Source organism: Paenibacillus sp. O199 (assembly GCF_001636635.1).
In the GTDB taxonomy this organism is placed as follows: Bacteria; Bacillota; Bacilli; order Paenibacillales; family Paenibacillaceae; genus Paenibacillus; species Paenibacillus marchantiae.
In genome coordinates, this window is the sequence record NZ_LGRP01000002.1 from 443,292 (window position 1) to 469,808 (window position 26,517).

General features: G+C 44.5%; 22 protein-coding genes. 17 read left to right on the forward strand and 5 right to left on the reverse strand.

From position 1 onward, the window contains the following. The first annotated feature begins 1 nt into the window (after position 1). The 5 genes from A6049_RS05130 to A6049_RS05150 all read left to right on the forward strand — a co-directional run bounded on the left by A6049_RS05130 (position 2) and on the right by A6049_RS05150 (position 7,066). A complete protein-coding gene (locus A6049_RS05130; protein ID WP_063563569.1) occupies positions 2–907 on the forward strand; it encodes an ABC transporter permease in 906 nt (301 codons plus the stop codon). Between the two features lie 15 nt (positions 908–922). Further along, positions 923–1,813 (forward strand): carbohydrate ABC transporter permease, encoded by an 891-nt coding sequence (locus tag A6049_RS05135; RefSeq protein ID WP_063563570.1) that lies wholly within the window; start codon positions 923–925, stop codon positions 1,811–1,813. 76 nt (positions 1,814–1,889) lie between these two features. Beyond that, entirely contained in the window at positions 1,890–3,641 is a 1,752-nt protein-coding gene (locus A6049_RS05140; RefSeq protein ID WP_091000676.1) for a sensor histidine kinase, read from the forward strand. 4 nt (positions 3,642–3,645) lie between these two features. Further along, positions 3,646–5,304, forward strand: a complete 1,659-nt coding sequence (locus A6049_RS05145; RefSeq protein WP_063563572.1) for a response regulator transcription factor — start codon at positions 3,646–3,648, stop codon at positions 5,302–5,304. A gap of 118 nt (positions 5,305–5,422) precedes the next feature. After that, entirely contained in the window at positions 5,423–7,066 is a 1,644-nt protein-coding gene (locus tag A6049_RS05150; protein WP_063563573.1) for an extracellular solute-binding protein, read from the forward strand. Between the two features lie 71 nt (positions 7,067–7,137). Here the strand turns inward: A6049_RS05150 and A6049_RS05155 are convergent, their stop codons facing one another. Continuing rightward, positions 7,138–8,748, reverse strand: a complete 1,611-nt coding sequence (locus A6049_RS05155; protein ID WP_063563574.1) for a response regulator — start codon at positions 8,746–8,748, stop codon at positions 7,138–7,140. Further along, positions 8,729–10,480, reverse strand: coding sequence for a sensor histidine kinase (locus A6049_RS05160; protein ID WP_063563575.1), 1,752 nt, complete (start codon positions 10,478–10,480; stop codon positions 8,729–8,731). The genes A6049_RS05155 and A6049_RS05160 overlap by 20 nt, the downstream gene beginning before the upstream one ends. Positions 10,481–10,815: 335 nt before the next feature. Between A6049_RS05160 and A6049_RS05165 the strand changes: the two genes are divergently transcribed. Genes A6049_RS05165 through A6049_RS05175 form a run of 3 tightly spaced genes read left to right on the forward strand, consistent with a single transcriptional unit; the run spans position 10,816 to position 14,329 of the window. Beyond that, positions 10,816–11,739 (forward strand): ABC transporter permease, encoded by a 924-nt coding sequence (locus tag A6049_RS05165; RefSeq protein ID WP_063563576.1) that lies wholly within the window; start codon positions 10,816–10,818, stop codon positions 11,737–11,739. A gap of 40 nt (positions 11,740–11,779) precedes the next feature. Next, positions 11,780–12,676 (forward strand): carbohydrate ABC transporter permease, encoded by an 897-nt coding sequence (locus A6049_RS05170; protein WP_063563637.1) that lies wholly within the window; start codon positions 11,780–11,782, stop codon positions 12,674–12,676. 39 nt (positions 12,677–12,715) lie between these two features. After that, a complete protein-coding gene (locus A6049_RS05175) occupies positions 12,716–14,329 on the forward strand; it encodes a type 2 periplasmic-binding domain-containing protein (protein WP_063563577.1) in 1,614 nt (537 codons plus the stop codon). An 82-nt stretch (positions 14,330–14,411) separates the two neighbouring features. Here A6049_RS05175 and A6049_RS05180 read toward each other — a convergent pair whose 3' ends face one another. Further along, on the reverse strand, positions 14,412–14,675 hold the full coding sequence (locus A6049_RS05180) for a hypothetical protein (protein WP_063563578.1): 264 nt from the start codon (positions 14,673–14,675) through the stop codon (positions 14,412–14,414). A gap of 233 nt (positions 14,676–14,908) precedes the next feature. On the opposite strand from A6049_RS05180, the gene A6049_RS05185 reads away from it, so the two are divergent. Next, the gene (locus A6049_RS05185) at positions 14,909–16,945 is read left to right on the forward strand and encodes a catalase (protein WP_371129217.1); all 2,037 of its coding nucleotides are present in this window, start codon (positions 14,909–14,911) and stop codon (positions 16,943–16,945) included. Between the two features lie 133 nt (positions 16,946–17,078). Here A6049_RS05185 and A6049_RS32465 read toward each other — a convergent pair whose 3' ends face one another. After that, positions 17,079–17,207, reverse strand: coding sequence for a DUF4023 family protein (locus tag A6049_RS32465; protein ID WP_036664828.1), 129 nt, complete (start codon positions 17,205–17,207; stop codon positions 17,079–17,081). Positions 17,208–17,417: 210 nt separating this feature from the next. Here A6049_RS32465 and A6049_RS05190 point away from each other — a divergent pair, with 210 nt between their 5' ends. The 5 genes from A6049_RS05190 to A6049_RS05210 all read left to right on the forward strand — a co-directional run bounded on the left by A6049_RS05190 (position 17,418) and on the right by A6049_RS05210 (position 22,014). After that, on the forward strand, positions 17,418–18,176 hold the full coding sequence (locus tag A6049_RS05190; protein ID WP_063563579.1) for a TrmB family transcriptional regulator: 759 nt from the start codon (positions 17,418–17,420) through the stop codon (positions 18,174–18,176). Between the two features lie 106 nt (positions 18,177–18,282). Then, entirely contained in the window at positions 18,283–19,446 is a 1,164-nt protein-coding gene (locus A6049_RS05195) for an MFS transporter (RefSeq protein WP_063563580.1), read from the forward strand. Between the two features lie 241 nt (positions 19,447–19,687). Beyond that, on the forward strand, positions 19,688–20,263 hold the full coding sequence (locus A6049_RS05200; RefSeq protein ID WP_162842424.1) for a sugar O-acetyltransferase: 576 nt from the start codon (positions 19,688–19,690) through the stop codon (positions 20,261–20,263). A 41-nt stretch (positions 20,264–20,304) separates the two neighbouring features. Next, positions 20,305–20,892 (forward strand): sugar O-acetyltransferase, encoded by a 588-nt coding sequence (locus A6049_RS05205; RefSeq protein WP_063563581.1) that lies wholly within the window; start codon positions 20,305–20,307, stop codon positions 20,890–20,892. A gap of 117 nt (positions 20,893–21,009) precedes the next feature. Continuing rightward, complete coding sequence (locus tag A6049_RS05210) at positions 21,010–22,014, forward strand: ROK family protein (RefSeq protein ID WP_063563582.1); 1,005 nt, start codon at positions 21,010–21,012, stop codon at positions 22,012–22,014. Positions 22,015–22,142: 128 nt separating this feature from the next. Here A6049_RS05210 and A6049_RS05215 read toward each other — a convergent pair whose 3' ends face one another. After that, a complete protein-coding gene (locus tag A6049_RS05215; protein WP_063563583.1) occupies positions 22,143–23,576 on the reverse strand; it encodes a glycoside hydrolase family 1 protein in 1,434 nt (477 codons plus the stop codon). A gap of 166 nt (positions 23,577–23,742) precedes the next feature. Here A6049_RS05215 and A6049_RS05220 point away from each other — a divergent pair, with 166 nt between their 5' ends. From A6049_RS05220 to A6049_RS05230, 3 genes are all read left to right on the forward strand, one after another. Then, positions 23,743–24,711, forward strand: a complete 969-nt coding sequence (locus A6049_RS05220; RefSeq protein ID WP_063563584.1) for a LacI family DNA-binding transcriptional regulator — start codon at positions 23,743–23,745, stop codon at positions 24,709–24,711. An 81-nt stretch (positions 24,712–24,792) separates the two neighbouring features. Further along, on the forward strand, positions 24,793–26,001 hold the full coding sequence (locus A6049_RS05225; RefSeq protein WP_063563585.1) for a macrolide family glycosyltransferase: 1,209 nt from the start codon (positions 24,793–24,795) through the stop codon (positions 25,999–26,001). Between the two features lie 176 nt (positions 26,002–26,177). Further along, positions 26,178–26,471 carry a DUF3817 domain-containing protein gene (locus A6049_RS05230; protein ID WP_063563586.1) on the forward strand — a complete coding sequence of 98 codons (294 nt, stop codon included), beginning with the start codon at positions 26,178–26,180 and terminating at the stop codon, positions 26,469–26,471. Positions 26,472–26,517 lie beyond the last annotated feature (46 nt).

A 26,517-nucleotide genomic window follows, 5' to 3' on the forward strand; every position in this document is an offset into this window, starting at 1 on the left:
CATGCGTTCCAACTACAAACAATTTATACGAAACGTTCCGCTTCATCTCATGATATTGCCTGGATTGATCATTATTATTGTATTCGGTTACATTCCGATGGCGGGACTCTCCATTGCCTTTCAGAATTTCTCTCCCATTGCCGGATTCAAAAATATGAACTGGGTCGGCCTGGACAATTTCAGGTATCTATTCGATCTGCCGGGGTTCGGTCAGGTCGTATGGAATACGGTATTTATTTCCGCGATGAAAATTGTGTCCGGTTTGGTCATTCCGGTACTTGTGGCCCTGCTGCTGAACGAGGTGCGCAAAACAGGTTTTAAAAGAACGATTCAGACGGTCATCTATATGCCGCATTTCTTTTCCTGGGTCATTTTGGCCGGAATCATTGTGGATGTATTATCTCCCAGTACCGGGATCGTAAATATGCTGCTTAAAGCAGTAGGTGTAGAGCCGGTTCAATTCCTGGCCAGTAACGAATGGTTTCCTTACATACTCGTCATTACGGACCAATGGAAAGAATTCGGATTTGGCACGATTATATATTTGGCCGCACTGACAAACATTGATAAATCCCTGTACGAAGCATCTGTCATGGATGGAGCAGGAAGATGGAAGCAGACCTGGCATATTACGCTGCCTGGCATTCGTCCCATCGTGATTCTAATGGTTACACTGAGTCTGGGTAACGTGCTTAACGGTGGTTTTGACCAAGTGTTCAACCTCTACAATCCACTGGTCTATGAATCCGGAGACATTCTGGATACGATGATCTATCGGATCGGTCTGCAAGATGCGCAGTATTCGGTATCAACCGCATTGGGTCTCATTAAGTCAGTCGTTTCGTTTATCTTTATCGGGCTTGGTTATTTCCTAGCCTATCGATTAGCCAATTATCGGATTTTCTAGAAAGGAGGCAAGAACATGCATCACGCTTCAAGAGCCTACCGTTGGTTTCTGGGAATCAATTATGTCATCCTGACCCTTCTTGCCTTGCTATGTCTGTTTCCTATTGTGAATATTCTGGCAATTTCGTTTAGTTCAAGTGATGCAGTCAAGGCGGGGAGTGTCACATTCTGGCCGGTGGACTTCACCTTCTCCTCGTATAAATACATTCTCGAAAATCAGCAGTTTCTAAATTCATTCGGTACAAGTCTTCTCCGTGTGGTACTCGGAGTTGCGACCAACCTGATTTTCACGATTCTCGTAGCCTATCCGCTCTCCAAAGAGGCAGCAAAGTTTCGTTCCAGAACGTTCTATGCGTGGGTTTTTGTCTTTACCATGCTATTCAGTGGAGGATTAATCCCGGGTTATCTGATCGTCAAGGAAGCAGGCCTTTTGGATTCCATCTGGGCTCTGATATTACCGGGAGCGGTTCCGATCTTTAATGTATTGCTTATGCTGAATTTCTTCCGGGGTTTGCCGAAGGAGCTGGAAGAGGCGGCTTGGATGGATGGCGCAGGCCATTTCCGTACGCTATGGAGCATTTACCTTCCCATTTCATTGCCCAGTATCGCAACCATTACATTGTTTGCCATGGTGGGACACTGGAACGCCTGGTTTGATGGCATGATCTATATGAAAAGTCCGGAAGGTTATCCGCTAGCCACGTATTTGCAATCGATGCTCCAGCAAGTGACGATGATTCAGAGTGAAATGATGACCCTGGAGGATGCAACTCTGTTAAGTCAGGTGTCGGATAGAACGACCCAGGCATCCCAAATCTTTTTGTCCGTTATCCCCATTTTGCTGGTGTATCCGTTCCTGCAAAGGTATTTCGTTCATGGACTTGTTGTCGGTAGTGTAAAGGGATAAGATCGATGGAGGAAAACCAATGGGAGGAGCCGATTTCCGGCTCCTTTTTGCCGTTGAGGAGAGGAGTGAAAGGGAAATGAGATTCGCGGTGGGCACCTGGAAAAATGCATCCATCGTCGTCAAACTGATGATTGCTTTTGTACTCGTCATCCTGCCCCTATATGGGATCAGCATTATGATCACGCATACCAGCTCCAAGCAAATGCAGACGGAAGTGGAGAAGGCGCATGAATCAAAGCTTTATTTTTACCACAATCATCTGCAATTCGAACTGGAGAGAATGAGTGGGCTTGTTACCGAATTTTCGTTCGATGAAACGATGTCCACCCTAAGTACACGAGCTGCGATTATGAGTAGATATGAGGTGACTTCCAGTCTCAATAATATCCACAACAAGCTGGGGCAGATCATGGTGACGAGTCCCTATATCAGCGATGTTGTGTATTACGTTCCGGCTCTGCATAAACGAGTAAGCGCGGTGGACGGAATTCGCAATGTAGAGGATACAGAATGGAAGGATCTGCTGGAAACTATGGGGAATCTGAATGGTGAGTTGTCTTATTCGGATAACAATCTTTATTTTCTCAAAAGCAATCCGTATAACATGAATCATGAAGAACCACCCAATTTTATATTAGGCATACGCTTGTCTGCAGAAGAACTGAAGCACAGATTACAGCAGCTCGCGGAAACAGGAGGCAGTGATATTACGCTGAGCTTCGGAGAGAAGCACAATGTCGCCATTTCCTCTTCAGACGAACCTACGTCGGCGGCATTATTGCAACGGGTATCACCTGTATCACCTGTATCCATGCAAGTGACGAGATTTCAATCCGATCCATATCTGTATTATTCGCTTTATGATCCCGATCACTCGTTCACGCTGACAGCCAGCATCCCTAATGATGTGCTCCAAGCTCCGCTGGAACAATACAACCTATGGCTGTGGACGTTGACGCTTATTTCAATTGTTATCATTATGATCTTCTCCTTTTCGATCTACAGGTCAATTCACAAGCCGTTATCTGTGCTCATTCGCGGGTTCAGAATGGCGGAGCAGGGCCAGACAAATATTCATATTCCGCAATCCAGACGCGATGAATTCGGTTATTTATACTCTCGCTTCAACCACATGATAGAGCGCTTACATATTTTGATTGATGAAAATTATGTTGCCCGGATTCGAACCAGCGAGGCAGAACTCAAACATTTGCAGTCCCAGATTCAGCCTCACTTTCTATATAACAGTCTGTTCAGCATCAAGCAAATGGCCGAGGTCGAGAATGTTGAATTAATTCAGGAATTCACCGACTATTTGGGTCAATATTTCAGGTATATGTCCAGGGATTCTCATTCCGAGGTATCGCTCGGTGAAGAGGTGGACCATGCCTTGGTCTATGCTTCTATTCAGAAAATTCGATTTGGCTCAAGAGTCCAACTGCAATTGGAGGAACTAAGTAGGGAGTATCGAGACATCGCCATTCCCCGAGTCATTATTCAGCCGATTGTGGAGAACGTATTCGAACATGCCCTTGCCAAACGCAGTCAGGGAGGAATTCTGAAATTATCCTATCAAGTGGAACACGACAAGTTGTCCATTCGGATAGAAGATGATGGCGATCAATTAACAGATGAAATCCTGAGCAGCCTGCAAGCATCCTTTCAGGAATCTGCAAACCCGAGACATGGGGATGAAGAGATTACGGGACTAATGAATGTGAATCAACGTTTACGGATCAAGTTCGGGACGGGCTATGGTCTTTGTGCGCAGCGTAGTGAGTTGGGCGGTTTATGCATGATTTTAAATATTCCATGGAGACGGGAGTAATCGTATGCAGCGCATGTTAATTGTCGATGATGAACCGGTTATTTTGGATGGTCTTTATGCATTCTTTCAAAAAGCGGATTTTCAGGATATGGAGATCATTAAGGCATACTCTGCCTTTGAAGCAATCGAGTGGTTGAATTCTGTCAAAATTGATATCGTGCTCAGCGACATCTGTATGCCAGGCATGGATGGCATGGAACTGATCGAGAAGATTATGGATCGCTGGCCACGATGCAAAGTGCTATTGTTGACAGGTCATAACGAATTTGATTATGCACACCAAGCAATACGTAACCCTTGTGTTGTGGATTACCTGTTAAAGACAGAGGGCATGAGTCATATTCGCGCAGCGGTAGAGCGGGCGTTAACACAAATATCGGAGGAAAATGATTTCCGTTACCAGCATGCCTGGTTCCGCAGCAAGCTGCCCAGAGCGCTGCCGCAGCTACAGAGACAGTTACTGCTGGATCTCCTAAAACGAACGGAAAGACATGATACCGCCTCGCTTCAGGAAGAATTGGATGCGGTCCAGTTACCTTTCATGTCCAACGAGCCTGTAATCCCGGTCATTATACGGGTTGAGGAGTGGAACAACTATCAATCCCAGGCGGACCGGAGTTTAATTCGCTATGCGGTTGCCAACGTTGCGGAGGAGCTGCTTCAGGATAAGGCCAAGGTCAAGGCTATTGATCTGGATTATCAGGTGATCGCCTGCTTTGTTCAGCCAAAGGTGGAGCCATCGAGCTTCCATACAGGACAGCAGGAGAAGTGGGAACAGACACTGAGTTTCGTCTATGGAACGCTGGAGTCTGTGCAGCAATCCTGTGCGGATTGTCTGAATCTGTCCGTCTCCATTATGGTGAGCGAACAGGCGGTGGAGTGGATGGAGTTAAGTCAGGCGATTGCACAGCTGCGCCTGTCGATCCATGAGGGCCCTGGACTTGGGATGGAGAAGCTTCTTCGGGTCAATGTGCAGCATGATTCGCCATACACCCACAATAGTCTGAATCAGCAGAGTGTTGCAGCTCTTCATCTGGATCTGATCAGGCAGCGTGTTACAGCAGGTGACAGAGAGTGGATGGAGTCGTTTCACAAATGGACAGAGGTTTCAAAAGAAGGACTTCAGGACCCCTTCTTTCGAATGAAGATCTATTCAGGAGCAGGTAATGGACTGATCGAGCTTCTTCATGAACTGGGCTTGTACGAATCAGCGATGGAGGAAATTGCGTTATCTCGTATGCTTCATTTTGACATCCATACGCCTTGGTCTGATCTGGTGGTTTTCTATCAATCGGCATATGAATGGATTATCTCCAAAAGAAGTGTTACACGTATCCATGATCAGTCGCAGATTCTAATTACGATTCATCATTATATCAAGCACCATCTGGAGGATGACCTATCGCTAACCCGAATTGCACAGGAGGTTTCCCTTAATCCGTCATATCTGTCCCGTTGGTACAAGCGCATAACAGGCAAAGGCATATCCGACTATATCCATGACCGGCGCATTGAGCGAAGCAAGGAATTACTTCTCGGCTCCACCTGCAAAATGCATGAAATATCCGCCAAGGTCGGATTTAGTGATCAGCATTATTTTTATCGTTTCTTCAAAAAAGCCACCGGCTGCACGCCGCAGGAATATCGGGATCAAAAAAGTTAGATCAACTCTGAAATGGTAAATCAAAGATACCAGATGTCAACGGGGTACACTCGAAGTGATAGCGCTTTCTTTATACAATAAAATTATACCTCACGGGGGAATAAAAAGGGGGATTCGCATGAACATGTCATTAAAGAAATTCTCATTGTTAACGTTAACCATGGTTCTGGCAACCACGCTTGCAGCCTGTTCATCGGGTACGGGTAGTGCTGAGAATGAAGCGCAACCGAACAAACAGCAGGATGCGGGAGGCCCGCTTACGAAATATGATCCACCCATCAAATTAACATCAACTATGAATGAAACAGGGAAAGAAACGCTCGCCGAAGGCGATACACACGCCAATAACATATGGACCAGAGGATACAAGGACGAGCTTGGGATCGATGTCACCTATGACTGGATTGTCCCAGATGCCAATTATAACGATAAAATGAACGTCACCCTGGCGAGTGGCGATTTGCCAGATGTATTGAAAGTAAGTGCTGTGCAGTTCGAACAACTGCACGAAGCTGGGATGTTGGAAGATTTGACAGAGGTTTATGATAAGTATGCATCCGATCTGGTCAAGGAATTTATGTCTGCTGAGGATGGAGCAGGCTTGAAACCGGTAACCAAGGATGGGAAAATTTACGCGATGGTGAGTTTCCCAGGCTCACTTGATTCCTCAGATATGGTCTGGATTCGTCAGGACTGGCTGAAGAAAGTGGGACTGGAAGCGCCAAAGTCTATGCAGGATATCATTAAGATTGCGGAAGCCTTTACCTTTGAAGATCCGGATGGAAATGGTAAAGATGATACGTATGGTATTGCACTCAACAAGGATTTGCCAATTAATGCGTTCCTGCTCGGCTATCATGGTTATCTCGAAACCTGGATCAAGGATGCTTCAGGTCAGGTTGTGAATGGAACCATTCAGCCTGAAGTGAAGGAAGGATTGCGAGAACTGCAAAATCTGTACCAGAAGGGCGTTATTGATCCTGAGTTTGGAGTGAAGGACTTTGCAAAAATGATGGAGGATGTCAACGGGGGTAAGTCAGGCATATTCTTCCTCCCACAATGGGCACCATTTCAAGTCAGCAGCATGATCAAAAAGGATAAGAACGTGGACTGGCTGCCTTATCCGGTTCAATCTATTGATGATCAGCCTGCCAAAACGCAGAACCACCTTAGCTTGGGCGGCATATTCGCCGTTCGTAAAGGATACGAGCACCCGGAAGCCTTAATCAAGCTGCTGAATTTCCAAGCAGAGAAAATGTTCGGTGAGTCAGCCAAGGAAGAGCGTGCTGCATATTTGAACGGGGTAACCGGACTCGGTTTTCAGAATGCGACCGTATCCAATCTGCCTGCCAACAAAAACGTAAAAGCACAAGATGAAGTCGAGCAGGCGCTCAAAACGGGAGATACTTCCGGATTAGAGCTCGAAGCAAAGCTATTCTACGATGATATTATGGATTACCGCAATGGAAATCTGGATAAGTGGCATATGGAACGTATTTTTGGACCGGAAAGCTCGCAGGGTGTCATTAAATATTATCGGGATAACGACCTCATTGTCATGAATGAATTTATCTACGCCCCGACGAGAACCATGAACACCAAACAGGCAACCTTGGATAAATTGCGCGCTGAGACGTTTCTGAAAATCATCTATGGCAACCTGTCTATTGACGAGTTCGATAAATTTGTTGCAAATTGGAAAAAGCTTGGCGGAGACCAGATCACTCAGGAAGTGAATGAAGTCATTAATGCGAATAAATAAGGTATATTAAAACAGAAAATGCCACTCTGCGTGCGATCCGCAGGGTGGCATTTTGTATTACAGGAGAAAGGTCATCCTGTTTCATGAGAGTTCTCTTTCTGCTTCTTGCGATATTCATTGGGGCTGCAGCCCATCTCTTGCTTAAACAGTTTGGTGAAGTGAGAGTAGTTGGTATAACCGACATTTCCAGCAATGGTATGCACCGATTGTGCGGTGGTCTCCAGCAAATGTCGGGCCGCCACAAGACGGGTATGGATGACATAATGGCCCAGTGAAATGCCCATTTCTTTCTTAAACAGTCTTGCTAGATAATCTGGATTCAGATAGACCATCTCCCCCAGGTTATTCCTCGTTAGATCTTCTCCATAGTGAGTGCGTATATAATGGGTAATCTCATGTACAACCGACTTGGGCTGCTCGGCAACATTCAGATATTCCGCAGCCGTATTGACCAGGTAGGCAATATAGGATTGCATGTCTTCAATAGAATGCAGAGATTGCATGAACAACTGATCATTCGTTTTGCCCATATACAGCTTGTGCACTTCGATCTCCTTACTCTTCAATTGGGCATACACAAGTTGCACCAGATCAAGACGCAACAGACTTAGAACAGCGGTGCCTACCACCTCTTCACGGACAAGTTGATGCATATAACGCCCCGTTTCATCTAGAAACGCCTGAAAGCGATTTTCATTCAACAATTTCTCCAGCAATCCCAGATCAGGCGGTGTGTAATTCAATTCAGGTCTATTATAGTTTTCCAGTAAAAAGGTTTGGTTGCGGTGTTTGATTCGTTCTTCATTCATAAGCAACAACTCGTTGATGGTATGACGAATCTGACCCAGCGGTAGAGAGAACCCGATACTACAGCAGACATCCGACTTGAGGTAGTTATTAACCTCCGGAATGAACGAACCACACATGGATTCGATCAGCTGTGCATCCGGCGCTCCGTTCCATTTTAGAATAATCATCCAGTTATGATCCTTGATCTCGGTAATGGCTTCAATGGAGAAGAGAGTGTCCTGAAACCGTTCAACCATCACATTCAAACAAGCGTAATCGAATAGGTTCTTGTCCGTCTTGCCCAGCGTATGATCATACGGAAACAGGTTAACCAGGATAGGCAGAAACAGATCTGTTGTTTCATAAGGCAGGTTTTGTTCTGTCAAAAAGGCAGAGACGTCGGCAGGGCCGGAAGGAAAGGCTTTACCAGAGATCAGCCTGCGCCAGCTATCCTCAATCAGTTTGCTCCGATTTTTCTGCCACAGTTCACCCTCATGAATGGCTTTCTCAATGAACTGCTGGTCTCGGGCTTTGGCAACCGCCTTTTGAATAATAAGCGTTAACTTGTCAAACTCAATAGGCTTCAGAAAATAATCAAAGCTTTGCAGCTCAATTGCTTTCTGGGCATAATTGAAATCGGCGTAGTTGGTCAGAAATATCGTCTGTACATTATGCGATTCGTCCCGGACCCATGCGAGTAATTCCAGCCCGCTGCCCTGGGGCATCTCAATATCACATATGAGAATTTGAACAGGATGATTTTGCAAAACCTCCTTGGCCTGCGCAATATTGTAGGCTGTGAATATCGTATGAATCCCCAAGGCCTTCCAATCGATTTTCTTTTCCAAAGCCATAACTACAAAATAATCATCATCAACCAGCAATGCATTCATGGTTTGTCACCTCTCCCGAAGTATCTGAATTCAGTATCATTTTAGGCAAGGAAAGCGTGATCAGGGCGCCACTTGCATCGTTTGCAAAGGTAATATTCGCTTCATCCCGATATAACAACTCCAAACGTTGTATGGTATTCATAATGCCAATCCGGTTACCACCGGTTTGTTCCAGCGCTTCTCCACGCATCAGTGCGTCAAGAACATCCGGGCTGAATCCTGGACCTGTATCCGAAATCCGGATCAGCACATGATCGCCATTTTCCTGTCGTTGTTCCGTTACGGATAAAGTAATGCATAATTCCCGATCTCGGGAGACCCCATATTTGACGGCATTCTCGATGAATGTCTGAATGACGAGTGGTGGCACAGCGATGCCCGTGATCACATCTGGATGTTCAATGCGGTAGGAAAAAGCATCGCGGTAACGCGACTTCTGGATATCCAGAAATGTTCTCACATGTTCAATCTCATCCTTCAGAAGAACGAAATTCTCCCCACTTTGAAAGATATATCGGAAATATCGGGACGTAGCCAAGGCCATACTCTCAATTTCCTCGTACATCTGCATCTGTGCCATACTGTACATGCTCGTTAGACAATTGAGGAAGAAGTGGGGCTTAATCTGCAATTTCATATAATCCAATCGTATTTTCTGTTTCTCTAATTCCTGCTCGTAGCGATCGATCTTGAACCGTTTAATCTGGGCTACCAGTTCTTTAAACTGTGCATTGACCTGCTCCAGTTCCATAATCCGGCTGCTCTTAAAGTCTGTCGCTTCGTCCCCTTCGTTAATACGCGCCAGATTTTTGGAGAATCGCTGAATGGGAACAAGCAGATTTCTCCTGAAAAACATGATGATTGCACTTAATGTGGAGGTCACAATCAGAAAAAGCAGCATAATGAGCAGCTGAGCTACCATAATTTTCTCGAATGCGCCAAACTTGATGGCCATACGCACGCTGAATGCCGCATTGGAGAAGTCGCTGCTGACAATATTATGAGACTGGAACAGATCGAGAAATGAATGTCTCTCTTCTGGTATGTGATTCCCGCCGGCAGGTCCGGAAAGTTGCACTCCATTCTCGTCTACCAGAGAGGCGTATCCGTTGGCCCCCAGATTAATCTGCTGTAGAGGGGCGATCAGTTCATCTGCGGATATCAAGGCAATAAGATAACGGTTGTAGTACGGCACAATATTGATAAGATAAGAAGTGCCGTTCACGTGAATTGGTGTCCAATGGGAATAGAACTTCTCATATACACCTTTATCACGGGTCAGCGTAATGATCTGCTTCTTCACTTCTGAATAATCCGAATAGGAGATACTTATTGGCGCGCAGTTGAGGAAATATTCACTATTCTCCAAATAATAAAAGAAATTGTACGACTGCCCGTAGTTTCGCTGTAGTTCGGCGAAGAGCAAATGTAGTTTCTCGTTGGCCTTTAGGAACGGAATACTGTTCACGCCATATGTATTCATGTTGTCGAGATTCTCGTCATTGGCCAGTGTCCACCCCATGAAATGATTAATGTACGCAAAATCGTGATTAATGCGATTGATATACAGATCGGCTGCATCCTGCAAGTATTGGGTGGATTGCTGTTTGACCATGGAGATGGAAGCAATGCTGATTACGAGATCCAAGATGAGCACGACAAAGGAAATGACGAACATCATGCGGATATAATGCCGAATGGGGTAGGGTTTGATGGTGTTCAGGTTTGCCATGGAACAATGCACCACTTTCTTGATTGCTTGGTTATGAATACGCTTTAATATCTCAGGAATAGTATAAAACCTTTATTTGAAAAAAACATAAAGATTTGCATCTTTTGATTCAGAAGTCCGGATTACACACACGAAAGTCTGGATAACGATATGATTTTTGCTTGTAAGCATCTTGGTTACTTGTAAAGTTCATGGATGGAACCATAGAAGTCCGAATAACGTCCTTAGCGGTCCGGTAAACCCAATGTGAAGCAGTTTATACTGAAGCTATTCCAGAGATGACAGGTCCTACGGGAGAGCAGCATCAGTATATTTACAGGAGGGAAGGAAGAACCATGAGGACCAATCCACTTTATATTGGAAGAACGTTGGAGAGAATCAGGCGAAACTGGGGCCTTTACGTTTTGCTTTTTCCAGCGGTTCTGTTGACACTTTTATTTGCCTACAAGCCGATGTACGGCGTATTAATCGCTTTTAAGGACTACAGTCCGGCGTTGGGAATCGGAGACAGCCCTTGGGCTGGATTCAAATACTTTGAGAAATTCTTTCATTCCTATCAATTTACCAATACGATACGTAACACACTTGTGATCAGTCTGTACAGCTTGGCTACTTTTCCGATCCCAATTATGCTTGCACTACTGGTGAACCAGATGAGAGCCGGAAGATTCAAGAGGCTTTTTCAGACAGTCTCCTATATGCCTCACTTTATTTCAACGGTAGTTATGGTTGGGTTGATGCTGATCCTGTTCTCGCCAAGTACAGGGCTCGTTGGCAATATGTATCAGCTGTTTGGAGCACAAGCACCGGACTTAATGGGTTCATCAGCTCTGTTCAGCAGTGTGTATGTATGGTCTGACGTGTGGCAGCATGTCGGTTGGGATAGCATTATCTATATTGCCGCGCTGTCTGCCGTAGACCCAAGCCTCTATGAAGCGGCCACGGTTGATGGGGCAAGTCGATGGCACAAGGTTCGTTATATTGATATTCCGATGCTGCTGCCGACTGCCATCACGCTGCTTATTCTGCGGGTAGGCGGATTACTGGGCGTAGGATTTGAGAAGGTGTATCTGATGCAGAATGACCTGAACATTCTCTCAAGTGAGATTCTGTCTACTTATGTATACAAAATCGGGTTACTGAGCAGCCAATACAGCTTCTCCTCAGCGATAAACCTGTTTAATACCGTCATTAATTTCATTTTGCTTATTCTGGTCAACCAGTTGTCCAAGAAATACAGTGAAAACAGTCTATGGTAGGGGGGAGACAAACAAGATGAGCGTTATGGAACCGGCAGCAATGACCAGAACTCCCCGTACAAAACGTCGACCACGTGTTACGGTTGCAGAAGTTGTACTGTATGCCTTTGCTGTTCTTTTTCTGATTGCTATCATTTATCCGATCTATTTTATTGTCATCGCCTCGTTCAGTGATCCTTCATCTGTGGCTAACGGACAGGTGTGGGTTTTCCCCAAAGGTTTCACGCTTGAAGGGTATAGGGAACTGCTGCGACACGAAAATATCTGGATCGGATATCGAAATACCATTCTGTATACGGTGGTGGGAACACTCTTCGGGCTTGTCGTTAATATTTCGGCGGCTTACGCATTATCGAGAAAAGATCTGGTCGGGCGCAAATTTTTCTCGCTGTTCTTTATCTTTACGATGTTCTTCAGCGGCGGCTTGATTCCAACCTTCCTGACGATCCGCGACTTCCATCTCTATAACACGTTCCTGGTGATGGTGCTTCCGTTCTCAGTCGTGGTTTTCGACATGATCGTCGCCCGGACATTTTTCCAGACCAGTATTCCGGGAGATTTATGGGAAGCTGCCCAGATCGATGGCTGTGGTAACCTGAGGTATTTTGTACTGATCGTATTGCCGCTGTCCAAAGCAATCATCGCAGTCCTCGGACTATGGATTGCTGTAGGGTATTGGAATTCATATTTTAATGCCCTGATTTATCTAAAAGATCCGAATCTGTATCCGCTGCAACTAATTTTACGTAATATCCTCATCACGAATCAGATGCAGTCTGGCATGGGTACAGGAGAAGCAGCACAAGTTGCCCTGCGTCTTGCCAATTTGATGAGGTATTCCGTTATTATCATCGCTACAATTCCGATCATGTGTGTGTATCCGTTCATCCAAAAGTATTTCAATCAGGGGGTGATGATCGGCGCAGTGAAGGAATAAGGCGGGTTGAAATTCATTACGAATCAAGGGGGTTCCCAAATGGGGAAAAAGATAGGCAAGAAGTTATTCACCAAAATGAACAGCCTGCTTCTCGTGTCGGCCATGTTGGTCAGCGTTGTTGGCTGTAGTAGTGGAAATAGTAGTGAACCTGCGGAGACTACGATTTCAAGTGATTTTAATCAGGAAGGTCTGCCGATTGTCAATAAACCAGTCACACTCAAGGTACTGACGGTTCGTTGGGGGAATATGGGCGACACCTTTACACAGAACCAATGGCTCAAGGATTTGGAGAAGGATTCCAATGTGAAAATTGAGTGGCAGGTCATGTCCTCTAATGACTGGGGGGAGCAGAAATCCATTATGCTTGCCAGTGGTACACTCCCGGACATTATCTTGGGTGACCAGGTGTTCAGCGATTCGGACATTGTAAACAACCTGAGCTATTTCCGTCCACTGGATGAGTATATTGACTCGTATATGCCCAACTTGAAGGCGGCTATGCAAGAGACGCCAGACATGAAGAAAATCAGTACGTTTCCTGATGGCAAAATCTATTCCATGCCAACAAGACTGCCTGCCCGTCCGAAGAGCCGGAATCAGCCTGTAATTAATAAGGCTTGGCTTGATAAGCTGGGGCTGAAAGCACCAACGACAACAGAAGAACTGTATCAGGTGTTGAAAGCGTTTAAGGAAAAAGATCCGAACGGAAATGGAAAACAGGACGAAATTCCGTACACGGAAACGGGTCTGAATGTGGATTTCCTCAATCCATTCGGAATCACTGACATTAATGCCAGCAGTATGATTGTGCAGGACGGTAAACCGGTCTTCTTCCCAACGACTGACGCCTATAAAGAAGCTCTTATTTATACACATAAGCTGTATTCAGAAGGGTTGATTGATCAGGAACTGTTCACACAAGACAATACAATGACATCAGCCAAATGGCAAAATGCAGACATTCCAATCGTCGGCTTCAGCAACCAATGGACACCTGATGCGGTGTTTGGCAAGTGGAGCGACCAATACGAAGCGATTGCGCCTATTGCCGGACCTGATGGCAAACGTTATCAACCAGGTGATCCAGGCGGTATGAATCTGGCCCGTAATGAACTGCTGATTACAAGTTCATGTACTGTTCCAGAAGTAGCGGCACGCTGGGCTGATCAGTTCTATTCCAACGAAGCCAGCATTCAGAATTTCTGGGGTGCGATTGGAACTGTAATCAAGAAAAATGATGATGGCACATATACGCTGATGGACCCGCCAGCAGGCACTAGCGCCGATGCTTGGTACTGGGATCAATCCCTGCGTGATTTCGGACCCAAATATGTAAGCCCTTCCTTTGAAGAAAAAATTAAGCTTAATCCGAAGGCTGGTGACGGACTCAAGCTGCAAATTGATCAGTTGGGCAGTGCAGATGTAACGACACCTTATCCGAAGGTTATGTACAATGCTGAAGAGTTCCAGGAGCTGCCAACGCTGACAACGGATATTGACGGTTATGTAGCGACGATGCGAGCTCAGTGGGTAACCAAAGGCGGCATCGAAGACGGCTGGGATGCTTATATCAAAAAGTTGAATGATATGGGACTTGAACAGTTACTGACCATCCGTAATGATGCCTTCGAACGTTATATGAACGTCAAATAGAGTGGAGTTCAGTCACATCATTCATTGATTAAATAACAAACAGGTGCACTTCCTTATTGAAGGAGGGCACCTGTTTGTTCGTTTAAGATCTGCGTTTCAACAATAAAACGCCACTGATGCTCGATGTTTTTTTGCTATACACCACTTTAAAACCAATATCATTGTCCAGCAAACAGTTTAAGGCATTAATCAGCAATGCACCACGCACCAGTGTGAAGGTACAAGGGGATGTGTTCCCGATCACACGTACACTTCTGATTCGGCGTGCAGAACCGGGAACGAGCGGATTTCTGGACCAGTAGATCAATACCAAATCCGGTTGTGGAACAGCTTTTACACTAGCCATCCTCATCATCTCTTTTCTATTAGATTCTTTATAGTAAATGAAAAGGAAATGAGGAAGGTGCTAGACAAAGGACGCGATATTTCATAAATGGGACAATCCCCAGTTATACCCATTGATAAGTTCATGCAATTCATATTTGTAATTCACACACATGATTCGGACCAAAGTATGGTGTATCAGTCAATCATAAGTGTACTTCCAGTCCCATACATATAATGCTGGAGGTGATTGGAATGAGCAAGGAACCCATGGATGAGAACAAAAAGATAGAACAGCGAAATGCCTTTCTTCGGGATAATAACGGAAAAGAGATGTCTTCCAACGAAGGGGTTAAAATATCGGATGATAGCAACTCGCTAAAAGCGGGGGATCGCGGACCCACGCTGCTTGAAGATTTTCTGATGCGTGAGAAATTGTCTCACTTTGACCGGGAACGCATTCCGGAGAGAGTTGTGCATGCCCGGGGATATGGAGCCTACGGTGAATTTGAGTTATATGAGTCACTTGAAGAGTTAACGATGGCACATTTTCTTCAGGATCCCGGTGTGAAGACACCGCTATTCGTTCGTTTTTCCGAGGTTGCAGGCTCCAAAGGAGTGAACGAAACGAATCGGGATGTGCGTGGGTTTTCAGTGAAGTTTTATACCGAAGAAGGCAACTTTGATCTGGTCGGCAATAATATTCCGATCTTCTTCATTCAGGATGGGATCAAGTTCCCGGATTTGATTCATGCACTGAAGCCGGAACCCAATAATGAAATTCCACAAGGCTCCACTGCGCACGATACCTTCTGGGACTTCATCGCCAATAATCAGGAGTCGGCAGCGATGGTCATGTGGATTATGTCGGATCGCACGATACCGCGAAGCTTTCGAATGATGCAGGGATTTGGAGTACATACCTTCCGGCTGGTGAACAAAGAAGGCAAATCCAGATTCGTGAAATTTCATTGGCGGCCTGTACTTGGCATGCATTCTTTTGTGTGGGATGAGGCGCAGAAGCTGGGCGGTGCGGACCCGGATTTTCATCGCAGGGACCTGTGGGAGAATATCAATGCAGGTAACTTTGCTGAGTTCGAACTTGGAATACAGGTGCTGGAGGAAGCGGATGAATTCAAGTTTGATTTTGATATTTTGGATGCAACGAAATTATGGCCAGAAGAAGACATTCCGGTACGAATCATTGGCAAAATGACGATTAACCAAAATGTCGAGAATGTATTTGCGGAAACGGAACAGTCGGCTTTCCATCCTGGCAACATTGTACGTGGCATTGATTTCAGCAATGATCCACTGCTTCAAGGCCGGCTATTCTCGTATACGGATACACAATTGGCAAGGGTGGGCACGAATTATCAGGAATTGCCGATCAATCGTCCCGTGTGCCCTGTACATAACAACCAGAGAGACGGTGCTTCCCGCTACACCATTGATCGAGGAAGAGTCGCCTATCACGATAACTCTCTTGCCAATAATTCTCCCTATACTGTGCCCGGTACAAAAGGTGGGTTTGTAACGTATCCTTCCACGGTGCAAGGTCTCAAGGAACGAAAAACGGCAGCTAGTTTCCTGGATCATTTCTCACAGGCACGTTTATTCTGGAACAGCATGACTGGTGTGGAGAAGGGTCATATCATTCAGGCACTCACGTTTGAGCTTGGGAAAGTAAAAGATGTTTCGATTCGCCAACAGGTCGTCGATATGTTAGGGAATATCAGCACAGAGCTGGCAACCATTCTGGCTCGCGAGCTTGGAGTCGCTGTACCTAAGGTTTCCGAATCTACGGTGACAAAATCCTCCCCTGCGCTAAGCATGGCCAATACCGTATTTTCTCCCAAGACACTGCGCGTCGGGGTGATTGTCGGTGAAGGATTTGATGGTCCCAGCACACAATACATTTTGGATGAGTTTAAGAGCGCGGGACTTCGTCCAGTCATTGTTCATGAAAGACAAGGTGTGGTCCATGGAACGAGCGGTGTGGAATTGAAAGTGGATGACAGCTTTTTGACCGGATCACCTTTAGTATATGATGGGTTATTCATTGTTGGAGGACAGAAGGAAGATAATTATTTTCAGAAATACACCCGATCCTATGCCATTGAAACGTACAATCATTTTAAACCGGTAGGAGCTACACCGACGGGGGAGGCACTGATCCAGCCAGTCGGTATTATCGGCAAACCTGGCGTCATTGTGGAACAACAACCAGCGGCGTTTGCAGAGCAATTCATTCAAGCAATGACCCAGCAACGCTTTTGGGATCGAACGTAGCAGATTGAATGTCTTCAACGAGTAGATCTCAAATAACAAGAAAAGGACCTCACTAGAGATCCTTTTTCTTGTTTCTTGTGCTTGAAAAAAATAAGAGCGCTATTTCCCTAATTTGCTGCAATTGATTTTAGTCTTACTTATTGGTGCTATGCTGCTTCGCCGGCAGTTTATCTGTTGGTGTACCTTTACCATTGTTTTTGTTATGACGTGCTTTTTCGGCGTTCTCATTCACTTTCTTTACAAAATCATGGGTGCTCTCCATGTTTAAGCAAACCTCCTTCAGAAAATCAAAATGTGTAGCCTGAATCAATCTTAATATAACCATTGGAAGATCATTATATTTGGATGCTCCACTCTTACAGTAATATCATTACGACTAGTATGAAACGTCGGTGGGATAAACTGGACATGGGAAGTTCAGGCGTCTAAACTGTATAGAACGATACAAACAAGAAGGAGCCCGAATCGAACCATGTTGCAGAAATTCGGTTTTACACAATATGAAAGTCAGGTATATGAGGCCATATTTGCGCAGGATTCACCGCTCGATGCCACATCCATTGTTAATTACTCCAATGTACCCAAGGCTAAGATATACGAAGTGCTTAATCGGCTTATTGATAAGGGAATCGTCCTAACAACTATGCATGGGAAGAAAAAATTGTACATGGCGGTTGATCTTCAGTCCATTATCCTCAAAATTAGGGCTGACTTTGAGAAGGATATTGAGGAATTAAAGACGTATAAAATCAAACGTACATTCACTGATGAACATATCTGGACATTGAAGGATGCATCATCTATTGCATCGAATATTGAACAGCTTATTGAGGAAGCGGATTCATCTATCCTTTTTCTGGCCTGGAACGAGCAAATGGAGAAGTATCGGGAGCTTCTGGAGCAAAAAGAAGCTGAAGGTGTACATGTAGAGGTCCTGGCTGTAGGAGGACTGCAGACGTCTCTAGCCCATAAATATTCGTTAATTCCGATGCTTGAAGACAGTAATCTTGAGCCCTCGCAGCTAATTATTGTTGACCATGGTTATCTTTTGTTTGCAGGAATCGAACATGATTCATGGAAGGCAATAAAGACAACATCCAAACCGATTGTTAAAGCAATGACGGATTATTTCTATCATGACGTCGCTCTTACTCAAATTACCAAAAAATACGGTGACCAGCTGCTTCAGGATGAAGAAATTGCACGTCTGCTGGCGCGATTAATTTATTAATATGATGATTCCAAAGCTATTCTTTCTGAGAATAGCTTTTTTGTGTTGAAATCTTCCCTCGATTAAGTTACTATCGTAGTTGTAACTTTCGAGGAGGATTTAAAAAATGAATAAAAAAGTATACGTCCTGGCAATCGCGGCCTTTGTGGTTGGTACAGTTGAACTCATTTTAGGCGGGATTCTGGACTTGATTGCAACAGATCTTCATCTGACCTTGGCCAAAGCCGGGTATTTAATTTCCATCTTCTCCCTTGTCTATGCGTTATCTGCGCCTATTTTGTTAAATATGACGGCTAGATTCGAACGTAAAAAAGTATATATGTGCACTTTATTCATTTTTCTAATCAGCAATCTCATCTCTGCGTTCAGTGCTAATTTCTATATTCTTTTGGCAGGCAGAGCATTGGGGGCTGCAACGGGCTCGCTGATTTTTGTCCTGTCTTTGACGCTCGCAGCTCGTATTGTGGAGCCCCAATATAAAGGGCGTGCTGTGGGAATAATCACGATGGGAGGAAGTGCATCACTGATTCTGGGGGTACCTCTCGGAATCTTTGTGGGTAATATCGCAGGATGGCGTGAAGTGTTTATGTTGATCGCGATTTTGACTGCAGTAGTCATGGTTGCCATTGGCATTGCCATGGATCGTGTGCAGCCGATTCCGGCAGTATCCCTGAAGAAGCAGCTTACTGCTCTATGGAATCCGAAAATGCTGGCAATCCATGTTACAACATTGCTTGTGCTTGCAGGACACTTGACGTTATATGCTTATTTCACACCATTTCTCCAGGAAGCGCTGGGAGCCAGCTCAACAATGGTCACCTTTATCTATATGATGTTTGGTATCGCTGCTGTAGCAGGCGGCGGCATCGGCGGCATATTATCAGATCGCTTGCACCCAGCCAAAGCCATTATCATCGTGCTGATACCCTTTATCATAAGCATGGCGGTTATTCCATTTAGTACCGGGTTGCCTTTAATTGCCTTCTTGATTCTGCTAAGTATCTGGAGTGCATTAAGCTGGACCGTTACCCCGGTACAGAATAGTCTGATTATCAAAACCTCACCGGCAACGGCTGAAACGTTAATTAGCACCAATTCAGGAATTGCACATGCTGGTATAGCTCTCGGAACCTATATTGGCGGGGTGGTTATCGATCATTCATCCATTATGTATACAGGATGGGTGGGATCAGTTTTAATCCTGATGGGTCTGGTGTCAGCCGTTTATGCAATCAGTCGCAAAGAGCAAACGGTTCAGGCGGCTGGATAATGTGTTGATTTAAAAGTTGTCTTTGCAAACTGCTATATATTTTTTTACTTCAGCAAACCTCTGCGATCCAATAATTATTGGATCGCAGAGGTTTTTTTAATAACATTAGGCATAATATTTCTATATTCAATTTGCAAAGGAACTTGATTTATTTAACTTATCCCATATAATTATTATAGCTTTATAAAGTATCTTAATTTATGGTTTCGAATATTAATATAGACGTAAAGGGGAAACAATCATGAGCAATATCACAACAAAATCAGAAAAACAAAAGATGATCGATGGTGAGCTGTACTTGGCTTCCGATCCCCAATTGTCTGAAGACAGGGAACATGCTAGAAAAATGACACGCATGTACAATCAGACTACAGAAACAGATGGTGAGCTCCGTACAAAAGTATTGAAAGAGCTATTGGGTTCAACGGGTGAACACCTGAGCATGGAACCGAACATTCATTTTGACTATGGATACAACATTCATGTTGGAGAGCATTTCTATACCAACTTTAACTGTACGATACTTGACGTATGTGAAGTGCGCATTGGGGATAACTGTTTAATGGGACCTGATGTTCACATATATACCGCTACTCATCCCTTGAATCCATTTGAACGGATAACAGGTGCAGAATATGGCAAGCCAGTAACCATAGGGAATAATGTATGGATCGGAGGCAGGGCAGTCATTAATCCAGGGATCACCATTGGTAACAATGTCGTTATTGCTTCCGGTGCGGTAGTCACAAAAGATGTCCCGGATAACATGATTGTTGGTGGAAATCCTGCTAGAATCATTAGAGAGATAGAGCTTTAATCTATTCATTTTGGACAGAAGAGTTGGAGGCATAAGAATTCATGACAGAAAAAGAGAAATCACAACTGGGACTACTGTATAATGCGAATTACGACAAAGAATTAATTGATGAGCGGTTGTACGCGAAGGGACTTTGTTACGAGTATAATCAACTTCACCCAGGTAAGATCACTGAGAGAGAAGTATTGATCAAAAAGTTGCTTGGAAAAACGACGGATCGTTTCCTGATTGAGCAGCCATTTTTATGTGATTACGGCTATAACATTGAAATTGGCGAGAACTTCTATAGCAATCATAATATAGTTATGCTGGATGGAGCTAAAATCCGGTTTGGTGACAACGTTTTTGTTGCTCCGAACTGTGGATTCTACACTGCTGGTCATCCTTATGATGTGGAACAACGTAACGAAGGGCTTGAAATTGTAGGTCCCATCACAGTGGGCAATAATGTATGGATTGGTGGCGGCGTGACTGTGCTTGCGGGTGTGACTATTGGAGATAACACAATCATCGGTGCAGGAAGTGTAGTTACCAGAGACATTCCTTCGGATGTAATTGCTGCGGGTAATCCATGCAGAGTGATTCGCAAAATAACGGAAGCAGACAAAACGAAGTATAGAAGAAGCTAACACAAATGTATACGAACCCTCAGAATGCCCGATGTTTTTTCATCGGGTGTTTTTAAACCCTTTGGAGATATTGTATAGTTACTACATTGGAGAAGAAACTATGGAGTAGGGGTGCTTATGAAAATAGCGAACGCGTATTTGATGAAAGAAATTAATATAAACCATGTACGCCAGGTCATGAAACGGGTAGAAACAGCAACCAAGCCACAACTGGCCTCTTTGACCAAGCTCAGTGTAGTAACCGTCAATTCACTGGTCAAAGAGTTGTGTGAACTGGGTGAACTGTTTGAGGACGAGACAGTACCTTCCAACGGGGGGAGACCTGCATTAACCTACAGATATAATTACGATTTTAGCTTGGCTTTGGTCATGTATATCAACGAAAAGCAGGGGCAGGATCTGATCACAGCCACTGTCATTAACTTAGAGGATAACATGGTGTTCAGAGAAGAATATACGATGCCCGCCTTTGACCAGACACACTTCTATGAAATCATTGGGAACGTACTGGCTCAACATGCTTCCATTAAAGTCATCGGTATCGGTATTCCGGGGCAAACCGTGAATGGAGAAATTACGGTGAGCAGTCACCGGCAGTTAGAAGGTGTCCGCATGATTGAAGATCTTGAAGCACAGTTCGGATTACCAGTCATGGTGGAAAATGATGTGAACGCTGCAATTAGCGGATATTGCGCAAAAAGAGAGTTAGACGAGGATCAGTGTGTCATCGGAATTTATTTTCCAACCAAATATCCTCCAGGCATGGGCATTTATGTGGACGGTAAAGTGATCAAAGGAAAACTTGGCATGGCCGGGGAAGTCAAATACCTTCCTATGGGAATTGATTGGTATGATACAGTGGAAAAGGAAGCGTTTATTGCAACGGTATGCAAAATGATTCAAATGGTAAATGCGATTCTTGCTCCAGACCAGGTTGTGATTTACCAGAATATGGTTGAAGAAGATGCAGTGGTTCAAGCGTGGCAAATGTATCAAGGCGATCTGTCGATGCCATCTTATCCTGACATCATTCTGATCGATTCCTTCCAGGAAGACTTTGAAGCAGGGATGAGATGGTTAACGTTGAAATCGTTGGAACCGGACCTGGTCCAATTCAACTGAAGACGGACTCCCATAATAATAAAAATCCCTCAGCAGAAAAAAATACATCATCACATTGTATACCAATGCATGTCCTTGTTTTCTGCTGGGGGAGAGCAGGAATGCACCTGCTCCAGGTGTATCCATCCTTAACGTTTCAGGCTTTTGCCATTACTGCCGATGACATCTTTGTACCAGTGGAACGACTTTTTGCGATACCGTTCGAGTGTTCCTGAACCATCGTCATGGCGATCAACATAGATATAACCATAACGCTTTTTCAATTGTGCTGACGAAGCACTGACCACATCAATACATCCCCAGGACGTATAACCCATAACTTCAACGCCGTCTTCAATGGCTTCCCCGACCTGAACAAGATGATCATTCAAGTACTGAATGCGATAGTCATCTTCAACTGTCTTTTCACCATCAGATCCGGTAATAAGCTCGTCCACAGCGCCCAACCCATTTTCCACAATAAAGAGTGGTTTCTGATAACGGTCATAGAACATGTTCAAAACATAACGCAGTCCTTGCGGATCGATCTGCCATCCCCATTCACTTGCAGGCAAGTAAGGGTTAGGTATACCTCCAAGCAGGTTGCCTTCACCTGCAACTTGTTTATCCGGATCAGCCGTTTGGCAGATACTCATGTAATAGCTGAAAGAAATGAAGTCGACGGTATGGAGCAACATGTCTTCGTCACCATCTTCCATCTGAATCTGGATCCCATTTTCACGGAAGTAACGTTTCATGTATCCAGGATACCGGCCTCTCACATGTACATCTCCGAAGAAATAATTGCTGTGTTCGAATTCCATCACTTTAATCATGTCATCGGGATTCGGTGTTAGTGGATAGGTCGGCATACTGAGCATCATACAACCAATCTGTGCAGTTGGAATGATCTCATGACAGAGTTTCACAGCAGAAGCGCTGGCTACAAACTCATGGTGTATTGCCTGATAAAGATCCTGCTTGCTCAATTTCTCTTTTGGTGTGTAGATCCCACCGCTCATGAATGGTGCTTCCAGAATCGAATTGATTTCGTTGAACGTGAGCCAGTATTTCACTTTATTTTGATAACGTTTAAATACAGCAGTCACATAACGCTCGTAGAAGCCGACCATCTTCCGATTAACCCAGCCATCATATTCCTTGGAGAGATGGAGAGGTGTCTCGTAGTGGGAAAGGGTGACCAGTGGTTCGATTCCGTATTTAAGACACTCGTCAAAGAGATCATCATAGAATTGAAGGCCTTCTTCATTGGGTTCCAGCTCATCGCCTTTAGGGAAAATACGGGACCAGGCGATGGAAGTACGGAATACCTTGAATCCCATCTCAGCGAACAGCTTCACGTCTTCTTTATAACGGTGGTAGAGGTCAATCCCGATCAGTTTCATGTTATCTTCAGTCGGTTCTTCAGTAATGGGACCCATGATACCTTTGGGAGCCACATCCTGAGTGGACAAACCTTTGCCACCTAGATTATATGCACCTTCAGCCTGGTTGGCGGCAATCGCACCACCCCACATAAAGTTTTCAGGGAAATGAAATGATGGATGTTGAGAATGAGTCATGTGTATCGCTCCAATCGTTATGAATTCATTGTGAATATTACATACAGCAGCACTGCATAAAAAAAGCTTAATCGTTGGAACGGGTTACACGTCAAGTTTTACTTTTTATTTATTTTGAGGCAAACTGTAAATCATCATAGAAAGTCAGCAAGAAAGGAGACTTCATGTGTCCAAGTTCGATGAAATTATGAAGCTGTCCGGCTACTCGAAGGCCACGGTGTCCAGAGTAATTAATCATTCACCACATGTGAGTGACGAGGCCCGGCAGAAAATAACGCAAATCATGAAACAGCTCAACTATATCCCGAACCGAAATGCCGTTTCGTTATCTACCGGACAGACCAAGCAAATTGGAATTGTCACATCCGCAACCAACGAAATTATTATTACGTTCATGAATCAATTCATTGATACAGCGATGGATTATGGATTCCAGACCCTGATCTATACTTCGCGTGGAGATAAAGAGATTGAATTGCAGGCGTTCGAGGATCTGCGGAGTAAACGAGTAGATGGACTGGTGATTATGACCTGTGTCAATCATCCAGACAAACTGAAAGCCTACTGCGAGTATGGTCCGATTGTATCTTGGCAGCGGATGGGAGATGACGAAATTCCGTCAGTGGCTATGGACCAGGCGCAAGGCTACAGGCTAGCTCTTGAACATCTGGTGTCCAAAGGCTATACCCGCATTGCCAATGCCTTTGGCAGAGCAGAAAGCCTGAATACTCAGAGTCGGCGGGAAGCCTATGAATCATTTATGGCAGATAAGGGTCTGCCTGTATTGCGTGAAGCTTATCAATATTCCGTGTTCAGCTCATCTGACGGAGAAGAGGCGATGCGAAGAATGGCAAGTGGGCCAGAACTTCCTCAAGCGGTGTTATGTTCGAATGATTATGCAGCAATTGGAATCTGGTCCGAAGCACGCAAACAGAATATACAAGTTCCCGAACAACTTGCTATTGTTGGTTTCGATGACATTGAGTTGTCGCGTGTGCTTGGAATAACAACCATACATAATCCAATTGCAGAACAAGCTACGCAGGCCTTTCATCGATTATGGGCCGTCCTTGGCAAGCAGGAGCTACAGCCTCAGCAATTGGAATTTCAACTGATAGAACGTGCAACCACCTAAATTTTTTTGGGGAAAAGCACATCATTGCATACGAATTCTTACACCTTTTAGAGAACGTAGCATAGCAAAGGAGGGATCGTTATGGCACGTGTTTTATTTATTAACGGTGGATCAGAGGGTCATGTCAATCCAACAATTGGCGTCGTGCAAGAGCTTATTTCACGCGGGGAAGAGGTCGTGTACTTCACTATAGAAGCTTATCGGGAACGTATGGAAAAGACGGGGGCTATAGTCCGAACCTTTGACGGTCAAAAATTCATTAAAGCCTTTGTCTCAGGTGGCAGAGATTATGTGCTCGAGCGAGTCAACGGTCTTTTACTTACGGCAGATATCGTCATTCCGAGCGTGCTTGAACAGATTAAGGGTGAACATTTTGACTACATCATCCATGATTCCATGTTTGGCTGCGGACGTTTGCTTGCGCAAATTCTGAAGCTGCCTGCAATTAATTCATGCACTTCTTTTGCGCAGAATGAAGAATCTTTCGATCATTTGATGCAACACTTTTTCTTAAATGTTCCTACCGAAATCGCCCAACCTATAAACGATACATTCCATAGCCTGACGATCAGGTTACAGGAAAAATATGATGTGGAGATTGCTTCTCCCTACGAAGTGTTTTGCAATCCCGCGCCGCTTACCATCGTATATACAACAAGGGAATTCCAGCCTTATGGAGAAGCATTCGACCACACGTATCATTTTGTAGGTCCGTCCATCTTCTCGCGATTAACGCATGAAGACTTCGACCTGACAGCAATTAAAGGGAAAAGACCTATTTACATTTCACTGGGTACAATTTTTAACCAAGCTCTTGATTTCTATAAGCTTTGCTTGGAAGCATTGGGGAATACCGATCATACAATCGTCATGTCTGTAGGGGATAGAACACAAATTACGGATCTGGGAGAAATTCCGGGGAATTTTATGGTTAAACGTTATGTTCCACAAATGGATGTATTGCAGTCCGCTAAATTATTTATCACACATGGCGGGATGAACAGTACCAATGAAGGTTTATATTATGGGGTTCCCCTCATTATACTCCCTCAAAGCGCGGATCAGCCGATCATCGCTGAGCAGGTTGTTAGTAGAGGAGCAGGTATCAGCTTACAAATGCAAACCTTGACTGCCAGTCAGCTGCGTGAAGCTGTGGATCATGTGTTGAGCGTTCCTTCTTTTGAGAAAGCTGCTGCGAATTTGAGGGAATCCTTTCGAAAATCAGGCGGATATCATTATGCTGTTGATGCGATTTTTGAATTTAAAACTCAACATTTCATTCACGGATAGTTCAGTCATTAATTATTCAAAATTGAAGCATTTCCGGACCAGAACCATGCGGTATACTGAACAAGACGTTTCAAGAGAAGCTGCATTATTACAGATGATGTGGCTTCAAGTTGAAACATGTTTTAACAAGTTACACATTTCACAAACTAGCCGCTGGAAAGGTGAGATTGAACAGGATGAAGACAGTGACGGGTCGATTTAGAATTGCAGGCATTTGGGAAGGTGTATCATTGCTGCTGTTGATTTTTATAGCCATGCCGCTAAAATATTTAGCCGATATGTCTTCCCTAGTAATGATTATGGGTATGATTCACGGTATTCTTTTTCCGCTATATCTGATTACACTTGTGCATTTGGCAGTTGTGAAGAAGTGGAAAGCTTCACGCTGGTTCATGGGATTGGTAGCAGGCTTATTGCCTTTTGGAACATTTGTATTCGAATCCTATCTTCGCAAGAGGGATTGGAAGTAAAGATTGCTGAAAAGAACAATGACAATGACAGCAGGCGACCAACCCG

Coding starts and splice junctions, on each gene's coding strand:
- A6049_RS05135 (WP_063563570.1), top strand. CDS start 923: ATGCATCACGCTTCAAGAGCCTACCGTTGGTTTCTGGGAATCAATTAT.
- A6049_RS32465 (WP_036664828.1), bottom strand. CDS start 17,207: ATGGAGAGCACCCATGATTTTGTAAAGAAAGTGAATGAGAACGCCGAA.
- A6049_RS05140 (WP_091000676.1), top strand. CDS start 1,890: ATGAGATTCGCGGTGGGCACCTGGAAAAATGCATCCATCGTCGTCAAA.
- A6049_RS05175 (WP_063563577.1), top strand. CDS start 12,716: ATGGGGAAAAAGATAGGCAAGAAGTTATTCACCAAAATGAACAGCCTG.
- A6049_RS05180 (WP_063563578.1), bottom strand. CDS start 14,675: ATGGCTAGTGTAAAAGCTGTTCCACAACCGGATTTGGTATTGATCTAC.
- A6049_RS05130 (WP_063563569.1), top strand. CDS start 2: ATGCGTTCCAACTACAAACAATTTATACGAAACGTTCCGCTTCATCTC.
- A6049_RS05165 (WP_063563576.1), top strand. CDS start 10,816: ATGAGGACCAATCCACTTTATATTGGAAGAACGTTGGAGAGAATCAGG.
- A6049_RS05185 (WP_371129217.1), top strand. CDS start 14,909: ATGAGCAAGGAACCCATGGATGAGAACAAAAAGATAGAACAGCGAAAT.
- A6049_RS05160 (WP_063563575.1), bottom strand. CDS start 10,480: ATGGCAAACCTGAACACCATCAAACCCTACCCCATTCGGCATTATATC.
- A6049_RS05190 (WP_063563579.1), top strand. CDS start 17,418: ATGTTGCAGAAATTCGGTTTTACACAATATGAAAGTCAGGTATATGAG.
- A6049_RS05215 (WP_063563583.1), bottom strand. CDS start 23,576: ATGACTCATTCTCAACATCCATCATTTCATTTCCCTGAAAACTTTATG.
- A6049_RS05230 (WP_063563586.1), top strand. CDS start 26,178: ATGAAGACAGTGACGGGTCGATTTAGAATTGCAGGCATTTGGGAAGGT.
- A6049_RS05200 (WP_162842424.1), top strand. CDS start 19,688: ATGAGCAATATCACAACAAAATCAGAAAAACAAAAGATGATCGATGGT.
- A6049_RS05150 (WP_063563573.1), top strand. CDS start 5,423: ATGAACATGTCATTAAAGAAATTCTCATTGTTAACGTTAACCATGGTT.
- A6049_RS05195 (WP_063563580.1), top strand. CDS start 18,283: ATGAATAAAAAAGTATACGTCCTGGCAATCGCGGCCTTTGTGGTTGGT.
- A6049_RS05225 (WP_063563585.1), top strand. CDS start 24,793: ATGGCACGTGTTTTATTTATTAACGGTGGATCAGAGGGTCATGTCAAT.
- A6049_RS05205 (WP_063563581.1), top strand. CDS start 20,305: ATGACAGAAAAAGAGAAATCACAACTGGGACTACTGTATAATGCGAAT.
- A6049_RS05145 (WP_063563572.1), top strand. CDS start 3,646: ATGCAGCGCATGTTAATTGTCGATGATGAACCGGTTATTTTGGATGGT.
- A6049_RS05170 (WP_063563637.1), top strand. CDS start 11,780: ATGACCAGAACTCCCCGTACAAAACGTCGACCACGTGTTACGGTTGCA.
- A6049_RS05155 (WP_063563574.1), bottom strand. CDS start 8,748: ATGAATGCATTGCTGGTTGATGATGATTATTTTGTAGTTATGGCTTTG.
- A6049_RS05210 (WP_063563582.1), top strand. CDS start 21,010: ATGAAAATAGCGAACGCGTATTTGATGAAAGAAATTAATATAAACCAT.